At 64.4% G+C, this 13,007-nt stretch carries 11 protein-coding genes; 5 read left to right on the top strand and 6 right to left on the bottom strand.

All coding sequences use genetic code 11. From position 1 onward, the window contains the following. Positions 1-76 precede the first annotated feature (76 nt). The 3 genes from V6L75_RS03200 to glcF are packed head-to-tail and all read left to right on the top strand — an operon-like array spanning position 77 to position 4,208. A complete protein-coding gene (locus V6L75_RS03200; protein ID WP_334250085.1) occupies positions 77-1,573 on the top strand; it encodes an FAD-linked oxidase C-terminal domain-containing protein in 1,497 nt (498 codons plus the stop codon). 13 nt (positions 1,574-1,586) lie between these two features. Next, positions 1,587-2,855, top strand: coding sequence for a glycolate oxidase subunit GlcE (gene glcE / locus V6L75_RS03205; protein ID WP_334250086.1), 1,269 nt, complete (start codon positions 1,587-1,589; stop codon positions 2,853-2,855). A gap of 21 nt (positions 2,856-2,876) precedes the next feature. Beyond that, entirely contained in the window at positions 2,877-4,208 is a 1,332-nt protein-coding gene (gene glcF / locus V6L75_RS03210; protein ID WP_334250087.1) for a glycolate oxidase subunit GlcF, read from the top strand. 7 nt (positions 4,209-4,215) lie between these two features. Here the strand turns inward: glcF and clcA are convergent, their stop codons facing one another. The 3 genes from clcA to V6L75_RS03225 all read right to left on the bottom strand — a co-directional run bounded on the left by clcA (position 4,216) and on the right by V6L75_RS03225 (position 7,294). Continuing rightward, the gene (gene clcA, locus V6L75_RS03215; protein ID WP_334250088.1) at positions 4,216-5,604 is read right to left on the bottom strand and encodes a H(+)/Cl(-) exchange transporter ClcA; all 1,389 of its coding nucleotides are present in this window, start codon (positions 5,602-5,604) and stop codon (positions 4,216-4,218) included. A gap of 37 nt (positions 5,605-5,641) precedes the next feature. Then, positions 5,642-6,382, bottom strand: coding sequence for a L,D-transpeptidase (locus V6L75_RS03220; protein ID WP_334250089.1), 741 nt, complete (start codon positions 6,380-6,382; stop codon positions 5,642-5,644). Between the two features lie 189 nt (positions 6,383-6,571). Beyond that, complete coding sequence (locus V6L75_RS03225) at positions 6,572-7,294, bottom strand: DUF2927 domain-containing protein (RefSeq protein WP_334250090.1); 723 nt, start codon at positions 7,292-7,294, stop codon at positions 6,572-6,574. Positions 7,295-7,528: 234 nt separating this feature from the next. Between V6L75_RS03225 and V6L75_RS03230 the strand changes: the two genes are divergently transcribed. Beyond that, a complete protein-coding gene (locus V6L75_RS03230; protein WP_334250091.1) occupies positions 7,529-8,263 on the top strand; it encodes a protein phosphatase CheZ in 735 nt (244 codons plus the stop codon). A gap of 117 nt (positions 8,264-8,380) precedes the next feature. Then, positions 8,381-9,019: a DNA-3-methyladenine glycosylase I gene (locus V6L75_RS03235; protein WP_334250092.1), complete on the top strand. Its 639-nt coding sequence runs from the start codon at positions 8,381-8,383 to the stop codon at positions 9,017-9,019. Positions 9,020-9,167: 148 nt separating this feature from the next. Here V6L75_RS03235 and hisG read toward each other — a convergent pair whose 3' ends face one another. Genes hisG through hisS form a run of 3 tightly spaced genes read right to left on the bottom strand, consistent with a single transcriptional unit; the run spans position 9,168 to position 12,848 of the window. After that, the gene (gene hisG, locus V6L75_RS03240) at positions 9,168-10,136 is read right to left on the bottom strand and encodes an ATP phosphoribosyltransferase (RefSeq protein WP_334250093.1); all 969 of its coding nucleotides are present in this window, start codon (positions 10,134-10,136) and stop codon (positions 9,168-9,170) included. Continuing rightward, entirely contained in the window at positions 10,133-11,302 is a 1,170-nt protein-coding gene (locus V6L75_RS03245; RefSeq protein WP_334250094.1) for an ATP phosphoribosyltransferase regulatory subunit, read from the bottom strand. Before V6L75_RS03245 ends, hisG begins: the two co-directional genes overlap by 4 nt. 10 nt (positions 11,303-11,312) lie before the next feature. Then, complete coding sequence (hisS, locus tag V6L75_RS03250; protein WP_334250095.1) at positions 11,313-12,848, bottom strand: histidine--tRNA ligase; 1,536 nt, start codon at positions 12,846-12,848, stop codon at positions 11,313-11,315. Between the last annotated feature and the right edge of the window lie 159 nt (positions 12,849-13,007).

A 13,007-nucleotide genomic window follows, 5' to 3' on the forward strand; every position in this document is an offset into this window, starting at 1 on the left:
GGTTCAACTGGCCCGTTTGCTGTCTTACGGGCAGGAGGGCAAGAATGGATCACATTCTTGCCGGAGAGGAGAGAAAATGGCCGGACTTGCCATGCCGCAGCCGGATGGCGCCATTCTGGCGCGCCGGGCGGAGATCGTTTCCGCGCTTCAGGCCATCGTGCCGGGGGAGGGTGTGATTGCCGATGACACCGGCATGCGCCCCTATGAGACCGATGCGCTGACTGCCTACCGCCAGATGCCGCTGATCGTCGTCCTGCCGGAAACGGTGGAGCAGGTCGCGGCTGTCTTGCGCTACTGCTATGACAACGGCGTCAAGGTGGTGCCGCGGGGCGCAGGCACCTCGCTCTCCGGCGGCGCGCTGCCGGTGGCCGATGGCGTGCTCATGTCGATGATGAAGTTCAACCGCATCCTCGATATCGACTTTCCCAACCGTGCCGTCACCGTGCAGCCGGGCGTGACCAACCTTGGCATCACCCGCGCCGTGGAGCATGAGGGCTTCTATTACGCCCCCGACCCGTCCTCGCAGATTGCCTGTTCCATCGGTGGCAACATCGCGGAAAACTCCGGCGGCGTGCACAGCCTGAAATATGGCCTCACCACCAACAACGTGCTGGGCCTTGAAATGGTGCTGATGACGGGCGAGGTCATCCGTCTTGGCGGCAAGCATCTGGATGCGGAAGGCTATGACCTCCTCGCCATGATGACCGGCTCCGAAGGGCTGCTTGGCGTCGTGACCGAAGTCACCGTGCGCATCCTGCAGAAGCCGGAAACGGCCCGTGCCGCGCTGGTCGGTTTTGCTGCCACGGAAGATGCCGGACGCTGCGTGGCGGACATCATCGCCGCCGGTATCATCCCCGGCGGACTTGAGATGATGGACAAGCTGGCGCTGGAAGCGGCAGAGGATTTCGTCCATGCCGGTTATCCGCGTGAGGCCGAAGCGCTGCTGATCGTGGAGCTGGACGGGCCGGAGGCGGAGGTGGACTATCTGCTGGCCCGCGTCGAGGAAATCGCCCGCGCCAACAACTCCGGCTATCTGCGTGTTTCCACCAGCGAAGAGGAGCGGCTGGTGTTCTGGGCCGGGCGCAAGGCAGCCTTCCCGGCCGTGGGGCGCATTTCGCCGGACTATCTGTGCATGGACGGCACGATCCCCCGGCGGGAGCTGCCGCGTGTGCTGGCCGGCATGCGGGCGCTGTCGGAGAAGCATGGGCTCAGGGTCGCCAACGTCTTCCACGCCGGAGACGGCAACCTGCATCCGCTGATCCTCTATGATGCCAACCTGCCGGGTGAGCTGGAGGCTGCCGAGGCCTTCGGTGCCGACATCTTGCGCCTGTGCGTCGAGGTGGGCGGGGTGCTGACAGGCGAGCATGGCGTCGGCATCGAGAAGCGCGACCTGATGCCGGAGATGTTCACCGAGGACGACCTGAAACAGCAACAGCGGGTCAAATGCGCCTTCGATGAGCGTCAGCTCCTCAATCCCGGCAAGGTCTTCCCCGTGCTGCACCGCTGCGCCGAGCTTGGCCGCATGCATGTGCACAAGGGGCAGATGCCTTTCCCGGACATTCCGCGTTTCTGAGCAGGTGGAACAGATGACCCCAGACCAGACCACCTTGGCTCCCGGTGCCGCAGCGCTGAAGGCTGTGCGGCCGCGTAATGCCAGTGAGCTGCGCGACCTTGTGGCCCACGCGGCTGCCGAGGATCTGCCGCTTGAAATCATCGGTCAGGGCTCCAAGCGGGCGCTGGGCCGCCCGGTGCAGGCTGGACTTGTGGTGGATCTCTCGGCTCTCTCCGGCATCCTCGTTTATGAGCCCGCCGAACTGGTGCTGACAGCACTCGCTGGCACCCCGCTGGCGGAGATCGAGGCGGCGGTGGCCGCTGCGGGGCAGGAGCTGTCCTTCGAACCGATGGATTATGGCCCGCTGCTGGGTGGCACTCCGGCAAGGGGCACGCTGGGCGGCACGCTGGCGGCCAATCTCTCCGGCCCCCGGCGCATCAAGGCGGGCGCTGCCCGTGATCATGTGCTGGGTCTGGAGGCCGTGTCGGGGCGCGGTGAGATCTTCCGCGCGGGCGGCAAGGTGGTGAAGAACGTCACGGGTTACGATCTGCCCCGTGCGCTTTGCGGCTCCTGGGGCACGCTGGCGCTTTCGACCGAACTGACGCTCAAGGTCAATCCACGGGCGGAAACCAGCGCCAGTCTGTTGATCGAGGGGCTGGACGATGCCACGGCGGTTGCCGCCCTCTGCCGGGCGATGGGCACGCCTGCTGAAGTGTCGGCGGCGGCGCATCTGCCTGAAGGCCTGTTTGCAAGGCTTGGCCTAGCCGGGCAGGACCGGGACAAGGCAGTGACGCTGATCCGGCTGGAAGGTTTTGGCCCTTCCGTCGATTACCGTTTTGCCGCGCTGTCCCGGCTGCTTGCTGAGGACTTGCCGGATGGGATTGCCGTGGAGCGGCTGGAGGATACGGCCTCCCGTGCCGCCTGGGCCGCGATCCGCGATTGCCAGCCCTTTGCGGGCGGCAGCCTGCCGGTCTGGCGCGTCTCGCTGCCGCCAGCTTCCGGGGCAGGCTACGTCGCCAGCCTGAAGCAGAGCATCCCGGTAGAAGCCTTCTACGACTGGAGCGGCGGGCTCGTCTGGCTGCATTGCCTGGATGGCAATGCGCATGACGTGCCCATCCGTGACGCTCTGGCGGATCATGGCGGCGGCCATGCCATGCTGGTGCGGGCCGATGCGGGCTTGCGCTCCAGCGTGCCCGTGTTCGAGCCGCAGGACCCAGCCCTTGCGGCGCTGTCGCGCCGGCTCAAGGGCCAGTTCGATCCCAAAGGCATTCTCAATCCCGGCCGCATCGCGCCGGATCTGTGACCCTTGACCCTCAGGTGACGTATGCAGACGAATTTCACCGCTGAACAGCTCGCAGATCCGCATGTGGCCGAGTCTGAAAAGATTCTGCGCAAATGCGTACATTGCGGCTTCTGCACGGCCACGTGTCCCACGTTCACCCTGTTGGGGGATGAGCTGGATAGCCCGCGCGGGCGCATCTACATGATCAAGGACATGCTGGAAAACGGCCGTCCTGCGGATGAGCAGATCGTGCGCCACGTGGACCGCTGCCTGTCGTGCCTGTCCTGTATGACTACATGTCCGTCTGGCGTGAATTACATGCATCTGGTGGACCATGCCCGCGCCCATATCGAGCAGACCTGGCGGCGTCCGCTGGCCGATCGGATGATCCGCGCGATGCTGGCAGCTGTCCTGCCCTATCCCGGCCGGTTCCGGCTGGCGCTGCTGGGGGCCTATATGGGCCGTCCGCTGGCAGGCGCCTTCAAGGCGCTGGGCGGTCCCTTTGCCAAGCTGGGCGCGATGCTTTCGCTTGCCCCGGCCAAGGCGCCGGGCCGTGGCCGCTATGAGGCGCCAGGCAATTTCCAGCCGCAGGCGGGTGCGCGGAAGGGCCGGGTTGCCCTGCTCAACGGCTGTGCCCAGCCGGTGCTTGCCCCGTCCATCAACGACGCCACCATCCGCCTGCTGACGCGCGCCGGATATGAGGTGGTGCTGCCCAAGGGCGAAGGCTGCTGCGGCGCGCTGGTGCATCACATGGGCCGGGAAGACGATGCCCTCGCCAACGCCCGGCGCAATGTGGATGTGTGGATGCGCGAGGCGGATGGCGAGGGGCTCGATGCCATCCTCATCACCGCTTCGGGCTGCGGCACGACCATCAAGGATTATGGCTTCATGCTGCGCAATGACCCGGCCTATGCGGAGCGGGCGGCGAAGGTATCCGGTCTGGCCAAGGATATTACCGAGTTTCTGACTGGCCTTGATCTCGGGACGCCGGTGCGGCCTGGCGGGCTGACGATTGCCTATCACTCCGCCTGCTCCATGCAGCATGGGCAGAAGATCACCCGTCAGCCAAAGGATCTTCTCAAGGCGGCGGGCTTCACCGTGAAGGATGTGCCGGAGGGGCATCTGTGCTGCGGTTCGGCCGGCACCTACAACATTCTCCAGCCGGAAATCGCCACCCGCCTCAGGGACCGCAAGGTTGCCAACATCCGCAAGACCAAACCGGATCTGGTCGCCACAGGCAATATCGGCTGCATGACGCAGATCGGAACCGGGATCGACATTCCGGTTGTGCATACGGCGGAACTGCTGGACTGGGCCTATGGCGGGCCTTGCCCGGAAGCGTTGGAGGAAAAGGCTCAGGCTGCTGTGCGGTGATAAGGTCTCAGCTTCCGGGAAGACCGAGCTGGATGGGCGTGCGGTCCTTCTCTGCTGGCGGCGGCGTCTCGCCTGCAAGGCGAAGCGTTCGCTCCAGCAGCATTTCATAGATCGGCCGCCCATTCAGGGCATGGGCGGCGAGTGTTGCGGAAGCGCAGGTGACGAGCACCGGCAGCAGCAGCGGATATGCGCCCGTCAGCTCCAGAACAAGGACAACAGCCACCAGCGGCGCCCGTACCGATGCGGCAAAGAAACCGCCCATCGCGGCAATGGCAAAGGCCTGTGCCGGAAGGTCCGCGCCGGGAATCAGGAGGCTTGCCACAACGCCGAAGGCAAGACCCGCGCAGGTGGCGATGGAGAGCATCGGCGCGAAGATGCCGCCCGGCACACCGATGCTGTAGGACACCAGCGCCCCGGCAAAACGCAGCGCTGTCAGCAGCAGAAGCAGGCCAAGACCCAGATGATCGGCCGTGACGAAGCTGACCAGCTGGTCACCGCCCCCCGTTGCAAGGGGAAAAGCAATCAGCAGGGCACCGGCGAGGCCGCCCGCAGCAACAGGCGGCAGCCACCAGAGCCGTTTCGGCAGCTTCTGGACCGCGTCGAGACTGGCAAGGACAGCGCTGTTGAAGCCTGTGCCAAGCGCACCCAGCAGCGCGCCGAGCAGGATGAACAGCGGAAAGCTCAAGACAGGGAGGGCGCCGGTCTCGATCTCCAGCGCCGGGCGGGTGCCCAGAAGTCCCTCCACCGTGAGGCCGCTGGCGATGCTGGCGAGGATCACTCCCATATAGGTGCGGTAGCCATAGGGGAACTGGCGTCGGGTTTCTTCCACGATGAAGAGAATGGCTGCGAGTGGGGCAGAAAAGGCCGCAGCAAGACCGGCCGCCGCGCCTGCTGCGAGCAAGCCGCGCCGGTCATCTGCCGTAAAGCCCATGCCTTGCGAGAGGCCTGCGGCGGCAGCGGCCGACATGTGGATCGTCGGGCCTTCGCGTCCAAGAACAAGGCCGGAGGAGAGTGCCAGCAGCCCGCCGGTGAACTTCGCCACCATCACGCGGAGCCAGCGCATGGGACGCAGCCCCTCCATGGCGCCTTCCACTTCCTGGATACCGCTGCCAGCCGCTTCCGGTGCGATACGGCGCACGATCAGCGCGGCCAGGAGCGCGGCAAGGGCGGAGATGACGGCTGCCATGACGCCCGAAAGAACCGGGTCTGTCACCGTAAGGCGCAGTTCGCGGTACTGGCCGGAGAGGGTATCCACGCCGAGATGAAAGGCGGTGCCGGCCAGTCCGCCGGAGACGCCTGCAGCAACGGCTGCCAGAAGATAGACCGCTCCCGCATAGGGAGCGGCAGAGCGCCGGGATCTGGAGAAGGGGAACATGGCCGGGATCTTTCGCGTCAAACGGCAGCAGCCCCGTTCTCGGGGCTGCGCCGCCAGATCAGATGACGATCACCGTCGCACCGACGCCGACGCGCTCGTAAAGGTCGGTCACGTCCTCGTTGCGCATGCGGATGCAACCGGAAGATACGGCATGGCCGATGCTCCAGGGCTCGTTCGAGCCGTGAATGCGGTAGAGCGAAGAGCCCAGATAGAGCGCCCGGGCGCCCAGCGGGTTGTTCGGCCCGCCCGCCATGAAGGTGGGCAGTTCCGGGCGGCGCTTGCGCATGGAGGCCGGCGGGCGCCAGTCCGGCCATTCCGCCTTGCGTGTGACCTTGTGAGTGCCGGCCCACTCGAAGCCCGGCTTGCCGACGCCGATGCCATAGCGGCGGGCCGTGCCGCCAGCCTGCACCAGATAGAGATAACGGGTGTTGGTATCCACCACGATGGTGCCCGGCTTGTGCGGGCCGTTATAGTCGACCACAGCTGGAAGGAACTTGGGGTCCATCTGGCGCGTGGCTTGCGGCGCCTTGCGGGCAGGCTCGGCATGGGCCAGCTGCACGGGGGCTTGCTGCCTGCTTCCGAAGGAGAACCAGCTCTGCTGCGGCCGTTGCGGCCTTGGCGGCTGGATGCCATGGGGGCGCAGCTGCAGCAGCCAGGGTTCCGCCAGATCGGGGCTCAGGATTACCGGCGGCGGCGTTGCGCTCAGGGTGCTCTGGGCCATGGCGCTTGATGTGGTCGCGGGCATCAGTGCAAGGGCGCTGAGGAGCCCGGCAGCCGTCAGGGTCAGTATCCGCTTCATTGGCGTTACTCGCAAACAGATAGCCTACAAGCCGGAAACCGGCATTCGTTCAAATTTTAGGTATCTGAACGCGTGGAAAGGATGAACGGCGCGCTAACCAGTCCGGCAATCTGGAATCAGGGTTAAGGCCGGGTTGCCGGACATGGTGAACGGCTTGTTACGCCGCCGCCGGTTGTGTGGGCATGCGGGTCAGGGCTGGATCCGCCGCCGCACATCACGCACGACCACAGGCAGTATCTTGTCTGCCTCGGAAGGCGACATGCCGGGCTTGATGCGCGGGTCGTAGAGCATGTTGAGAAGGAGCTGGTCAAAAACGGTGAAGCGATTGTGGCGCGAGCCGTCATTGAAGACCGAGTGCACCAGCCGGTCGTCATCATTCATAGGGCCAAGCCCCTGCAGCAGTTCCTCGACAAGGCAGCGGCGGAACAGAAAGTCGCCTTCATCGGAGACAATGACGGCACGGGAGTTCTTGATGCCCCGCCGCCCGGACTCCACCCGCACAAGGCAGCGGCCCGGCGCATCGGCGGTCATGTCCTTGTAGACCGACTGGCGCACCACGTCCTCATACTGGTGCCGGTCAACAATGTAGACGTCAAAATTCGGCTCTTCCGTGGCACTGGCCACCTGAATCGAGACACCTGCGATCTTGCGGTCCATTTCGGCAATGAAGGCCTCGACTTCGGCCCGGCGGTCCGTGTGCGAAAGGCTGAAGATGCGGAACCGGACGGGCTTGGCGAATTTCTTCACCAGATAGGGCTGCCAGCTCCAGGTGCGGTATTCGAGGCCGAAGACAGTCGCATTGAAGCCCGTCACAAGTTCCTCTGTCGTGAACGTGTCCGGCTGTGCCGCAGCCCTGCCGGCAAGTCCTGCGGCAAGAAGCAGAGCGAGGCATGAAACTGTAATGCGCGGCATCTGAAACTGCTTCACCGGGCTGCGGAACTTTCCTGACGCGGTGTTAACCATCCACGCCAGCGGACTTTAATCGCTTGCGCCGCAGCTTGAAAACCAAAATCGCATCAAAGGCCTGAATCCGTATCATCTGCGCGTTTCAACGTAAGCAGGGAACATTTCCTTAAACATCGGCCGCTATAAGAATTCGAAGGATGGACAATCTCCTACAGTATTTGCGTGATGGCAGGAGCAGTTATGGCGGCGGCAAAGCGTGCATTCCGGGTCGAAAGTCTTTTCCGTGATGCGACGGCTGCAACGCAGCCAGACAGGGTCGAGGAGTACCGCCATCAGGAGCTGATGGCGGAGATCCGGGCCGTAAAGGCGTTGATGCAAGGCAGTGCCGCGCCGGACAGCAAGAGCATCAGCGATCAGGTGCTGAAGGAGTTCCGCAAGGAGCTCAACGAAGCGGCGAAGCTGAAGGCCGAGCTTGATGCCATCTACGAGGCGATCAACGCCACGAAGAAGGAAATCGCGGCCCTGCACCACACGACCGGTTCGGAAGGCGAGGAGATGACCCGTGTCTCCAACGAGCTGGACGCCGTGGTCGAGGGCACGGAAGGCGCGACCGAAAGCATTCTGTCTGCCGCTGAATTCATCGACGAGACGGCCAATACCCTCTCGGCGCGCGTCAGCGGGCATGACCGGGAAATGGCCCAGGACATTCAGGAGAAGGTCATCCAGATCTTCGAAGCCTGTAACTTCCAGGACTTGACCGGACAGCGCATCACCAAGGTGATCAATACCCTGCGCTTCATTGAAGAGCGCATCATCGACATGATGAACATCTGGGGCGGCATCGAGAGCTTCAACGACCTTGAGGTCAAGATGCGTGCACAGGCCGAGGGCGATGCAGCCCTGCTCAACGGCCCGTCGCTCAAGACCGACTCCAACGTTGCCTCGCAGGACGACATCGACGCGCTGTTTGCCTGAGGACGTGTTCCTTGATCGTGGGAAAGCCGGCCTTCGTGCCGGCTTCTTTCCGTTTGCGGCATAGATCAAAAGAATATAGAACAAAAAAAGAACAAATTACCCGTGCCGGAGGCAGGAATGGACGGATTGATCGAGGGCGCCGATGGGCTGCACCGCTGCAAGTGGTACGGCGGGCTGGAGGATTACCGTATTTATCATGACGAGGAGTGGGGCTGGCCCGTCACGGATGATCAGCGCCTGTTCGAGAAGATCTGCCTTGAAGGTTTCCAGTCCGGCCTGTCCTGGCTGACCATCCTGCGCAAGCGTGAAGGCTTCCGTGCTGCCTTCGCCGGTTTCGATTTCAACAAGGTAGCTCTCTTCGGCGATGAGGATATTGCCCGCTGCCTTGCCGATGCCGGGATCGTCCGCCACCGGGGCAAGATCGTCTCCACCATCAACAACGCCCGGCGCGCCATCGAACTGAAGGCCGAATTCGGATCTCTGGCCGCCTATTTCTGGCGCTTCGAGCCGAAACCGGAGGCGCGTCCCTTGCGCTGCGACCGCGCAACCCTTTCGCAGATCACCCAGTCAGCGGAAAGTGTGGCCCTGTCCAAGGATCTCAAGAAACGCGGCTGGAGTTTTGTGGGGCCAACCACCGTCTATGCCTTCATGCAGGCGATGGGGCTCGTGAATGATCACCTGGAAGGCTGCTGCCGCCGGGCGCCCCTTGAAGAATACCGCGCTTCATTCGCGCGTCCTGTGGTTATTCCAGGCTGATCTGCAGGACTGTTGTCCGCGTATATTCCGTGACCGTGAAGCATTGGCAGAAGCGGTTCCCGGTGCCGCAACCCCCGCGTCGCGCACCGGTCTTCCCCCGATGAAACTGGCCGCCTTGCGCTTTCTAGCCCGCAAGGCGGCCATTTTTTCAGCGCCGTACCTTTTCCGCCAGCGGATCGAACAGGCGGTTGGTGCTGCGGAAGATGTAGTCCGGCGTTTCGACGCTGACCGTCTGGGCGCCATGCTCGATCAGCTTCTGGGCACAGTCGGCCACCTGATCCTTGGGGCAGAGCAGGGCGAGAACCGTTTCGTCGGCCGGATGGCCAAAGGCAAGTTCGGCCCCAAGCGGCAGCACGGCCTTCACCGCGCCGCGAGGATCAGTGACGAGTGCACGGACAATGCGCAAGCCCCTTGCGGTTTCTTCTGCCGCCACCCGGTCCAGAATGGTGCGCGCAGCGCCCAGTGCCTTATCGCTCCAGTCAGCCTTCAGCGAGGCGGCAAGATGCGCCTGGCTCTTCAGGATGACGCCATCCTTGAGAATCTTCAGCGCGTTGGCTTCCAGCGTCGATCCGGTGGTGGTGATATCGACGATGAGTTCCGCCGAGCCTGCCGCGGGTGCGCCTTCCGTGGCGCCGGCGCTCTCGACGATCCGGTAATCGGCGATGCCCTGACGGGCGAAGAAGGCACGCGTCAGGTTCACATATTTGGTCGCCACCCGCAGGCTGCGGCCATGGCGGGCGCGGAAGTCGGACGCAACGTCGCCGAGGTCGGCCATGGTTTCCACGTCGATCCAGGCCTTGGGCACGGCGACGACAACATCCGCCGGGCCGAAGCCGAGCGGGGTGACGACATGCACGAGGCGTTCCGGCGCCGCGATGCTCTCATGCACAAGATCCAGCCCGGTGATGCCGAAGTGGATGGTGCCTTCCGCCAGTTCGCGCGCAATCTCGGAGGCGGAGAGGAACGCGATTTCCGCATCCTCCAGCCCCTTGATGGCGCCCCGGTAATTGCGGTCGCCGCCCGGCTGGATGATCCGCAGCCCGCTGGCGGCGAAGAATTCCGAGGTTTTTTCCTGCAGGCGGCCCTTGGAGGGAATGCCGATGATCAGACGGGTCATGCGCGTGCCTCCAGAACGGTCTGCAGCCGGTCGAGCCAGAGCGAAAAGCCGACTGCGGGCACCTCGTGCGGGGCGCCCAGCAGCCGCAGAAGCTTGTCATAGCGCCCGCCGCCGACGATCTGCCCCGGCAGGTCATGGCCTGCGGCGGTCATCTCGAAAACGAAGCCGGTGTAATAGTCGAGGCGGCGGCCGAAGTCGGCGGCAAACTGCATGCGCGAGGCGGCAAGGCCGTGCGCATTGATGGCTGCAAGACGGGCCTCGAAGGCGGCCAGCGGGCCGGAAAGGTCCAGTCCATGACGGCTGGCGAAAGCCTTCAGCTCGCCAAGCGCCACATCCGGCTGGCCCTTGATGGAGAGATATTCGCGCAAGGTTGCCGCCGCGCCCGCATTGGCGCCCGAGCCGTTTGCAAGGGCTGCCTGCTCCAGAAAACGTTCGGCAATTTCGCTGGCGCTGCGCCCGGCCACGGCGGTGATGCCGGCGATGGACAGAAGATCGGTGACCACCTGCTGCGCGGCTTCATGATTGGCACCGTCGAGCGCGGCGAGGAAGCCGAGGCGGGTGGCGCTGTCATCCTGCATGCCTTCACCGCCCATGCGGGCGATGGCGGCTTCCAGCCGTGCCGTCTCGCCGAACAACCCGCGCAGGCGGCGCTGCCACACCACGGGCAGGTTCAGCCCGGCAAGCACGGCGGTGAAGATGGTTTCATCGCCAATGCGGATCACGGGATCGCTGATGCCAAGGTCGGCCAGCACGCCGGTGGCTAGCGCCAGCATCGCGGCATCCGCCTGTTCCCGGTCGGTGCGGCCAAGGCTTTCGGCACCAACTTGCGGGATTTCGCCAATGCCGCCGGGGCGCTGGCGGAACACGGGGCCCGCGTAGCAATAGTCATCGCGCCGGTTGGCCGGTTCGCTTTCCAGATGCTGGCGGCAGACGGGAATGGTGAAGTCCGGGCGCAGGCACAGCTCCGGCCCATCGGCACCGTTGGTCAGGAACAGGCGGCGGCGGATGTCCTCGCCCACCAGATCCAGAAACGTGTCCGCAGGCTGCAGGATCGGCGGGTCGATGCGCGTATGCCCGGCGGCCTGCAGCCGCGCCAGCGCGGTTGCGGCCAGCCTTGCGGTGCCGGCATCAGCCCCTGATCCGTTTGCTGCGGTGCTTCCCGTCATCGTCCTGTCCTCAGCTTGCCGCGCGGGCGCGGTCTTCGGCCTGCCCGGCCAGCATGCGCTTCACGGTGTCCACCAGCTCGCCTGCGGCCACAGTCACCTGTGCCGGGCGGCTTTCGCGCCATGTTACATTGTCGGTTATTTCACCTGAAAGACGCTTGCCCTCGATCAGGTCCTTGATCTGAATTTCGCCGTTGGCGCGCTCATCGGAACCTTGAATGATGGCCAGCGGACAGCCGCGCTTGTCGGCATATTTCAGCTGATTGCCGAATTTCTTCCAGTTGCCCTGATACATCTCGGCGCGGATGCCGGCCTGCCGCAGCTGCTGGGTCATGGCCTGATAGCTGGCCATGGCGTCTGCATCGCCGTCCATGACGGTGACGAGCACAGGCGGCAGCGTTTCGCTGCCCTGCAGCTTGCCAAGGTTCTTCAGCGCGCTCATCAGGCGCGACACGCCGATGGAAAAGCCGGTGGCCGGAACATCGCGGCCCGTGAAGCGCTTCACCAGACCGTCATACCGCCCGCCGCCGCCAACGGAGCCGAACTGCACCACCTCACCCTTTTCATTGGTGACGGGGAACAGCAGCTCAGCCTCATAGACAGGGCCGGTGTAATATTCGAGGCCGCGCACGACGGAGGTGTCGATCCTGATGCGTTCAGGGCCGTAGCCCGCAGCGCGGACGAGGCCGGAGATGGCGCGCAGCTCCGAGAAGCCGTCATGAAGTGCTGCATTGAACGGCAGGGCCGCCAGAGCCGGGGTCTTGAAGGCAAGGTCCTCGCCATCTGCCAGCAGGGCTTCCAGCGAGCCGCCTTCCAGGATTTCGAGGATGGCGGCAATGGCAGCCTCTGCAAGCCCGGCGCCCTTGGTGAAGTCGCCGCTCTCGTCCTTGCGGCCGGCGCCCAGCAGCAGGCGCACGCCTTCGCTGCCGAACTTGTCGAACTTGTCCATGGCGCGCAGCACGGTCAGGCGCTGTTCGCCGTCCGCCTCGCCGCCAAGGCCGATCGCCTCCAGCACACCGTCCAGAACCTTGCGGTTGTTGACGCGCACAACATACTGGCCCTTCAGCCCCAGGGCCTCCAGCGTGTCGGCAAACATCATGCACATTTCGGCGTCCGCTCCGACGCCCGGTGCGCCGACACTGTCGGCGTCGAACTGCATGAACTGGCGGAAACGGCCAGGGCCGGGCTTTTCGTTGCGGAACACCCAGCCTGCCCGGTAGCTGCGGAACGGCAGCTGGATCTCGTTGATGTGCTCGGCCACATGGCGGGCGAGCGGGGCCGTCAGGTCATAACGCAGGCTCAGCCACTGTTCGTCATCATCCTGCACGGAGAAAACGCCCGCATTCGGCCGGTCCGTATCGGGCAGGAACTTGCCGAGGCAGTCGGTGTATTCGAACATCGGCGTCTCGACCGGATCAAACCCGTAAAGCTCGTAAACCGCCTTGATCTTCGCGACCATTTCTTCCGTGGCGCGGATATCCGCTGCCGAACGGTCAATAAAGCCGCGCGGCAGCCGCGCCTTCAGTTTCTGGGTCTTCGGATTTGACATGGAACAGGCTGCTTTCCGGGATGCTGTGCAACGGGCTTGCGGTCATGTCCAGCGGCTTTCATGCCCCTGAAACGGCTGGCTGTTTCCTAGACGAAACCAGCCCGACGGGCAAGGCATTGGGCGGGGAAGGGGCGGCGTTTACAACGGACGCAAGGCGGA

The organism is Pannonibacter anstelovis (assembly GCF_036881715.1).
GTDB lineage: Bacteria > Pseudomonadota > Alphaproteobacteria > Rhizobiales > Stappiaceae > Pannonibacter > Pannonibacter anstelovis.

Coding starts and splice junctions, on each gene's coding strand:
- V6L75_RS03200 (WP_334250085.1), top strand. CDS start 77: ATGGCCGGACTTGCCATGCCGCAGCCGGATGGCGCCATTCTGGCGCGC.
- glcE (WP_334250086.1), top strand. CDS start 1,587: ATGACCCCAGACCAGACCACCTTGGCTCCCGGTGCCGCAGCGCTGAAG.
- glcF (WP_334250087.1), top strand. CDS start 2,877: ATGCAGACGAATTTCACCGCTGAACAGCTCGCAGATCCGCATGTGGCC.
- V6L75_RS03220 (WP_334250089.1), bottom strand. CDS start 6,382: ATGAAGCGGATACTGACCCTGACGGCTGCCGGGCTCCTCAGCGCCCTT.
- V6L75_RS03225 (WP_334250090.1), bottom strand. CDS start 7,294: ATGCCGCGCATTACAGTTTCATGCCTCGCTCTGCTTCTTGCCGCAGGA.
- V6L75_RS03230 (WP_334250091.1), top strand. CDS start 7,529: ATGGCGGCGGCAAAGCGTGCATTCCGGGTCGAAAGTCTTTTCCGTGAT.
- V6L75_RS03235 (WP_334250092.1), top strand. CDS start 8,381: ATGGACGGATTGATCGAGGGCGCCGATGGGCTGCACCGCTGCAAGTGG.
- hisG (WP_334250093.1), bottom strand. CDS start 10,136: ATGACCCGTCTGATCATCGGCATTCCCTCCAAGGGCCGCCTGCAGGAA.
- V6L75_RS03245 (WP_334250094.1), bottom strand. CDS start 11,302: ATGACGGGAAGCACCGCAGCAAACGGATCAGGGGCTGATGCCGGCACC.
- hisS (WP_334250095.1), bottom strand. CDS start 12,848: ATGTCAAATCCGAAGACCCAGAAACTGAAGGCGCGGCTGCCGCGCGGC.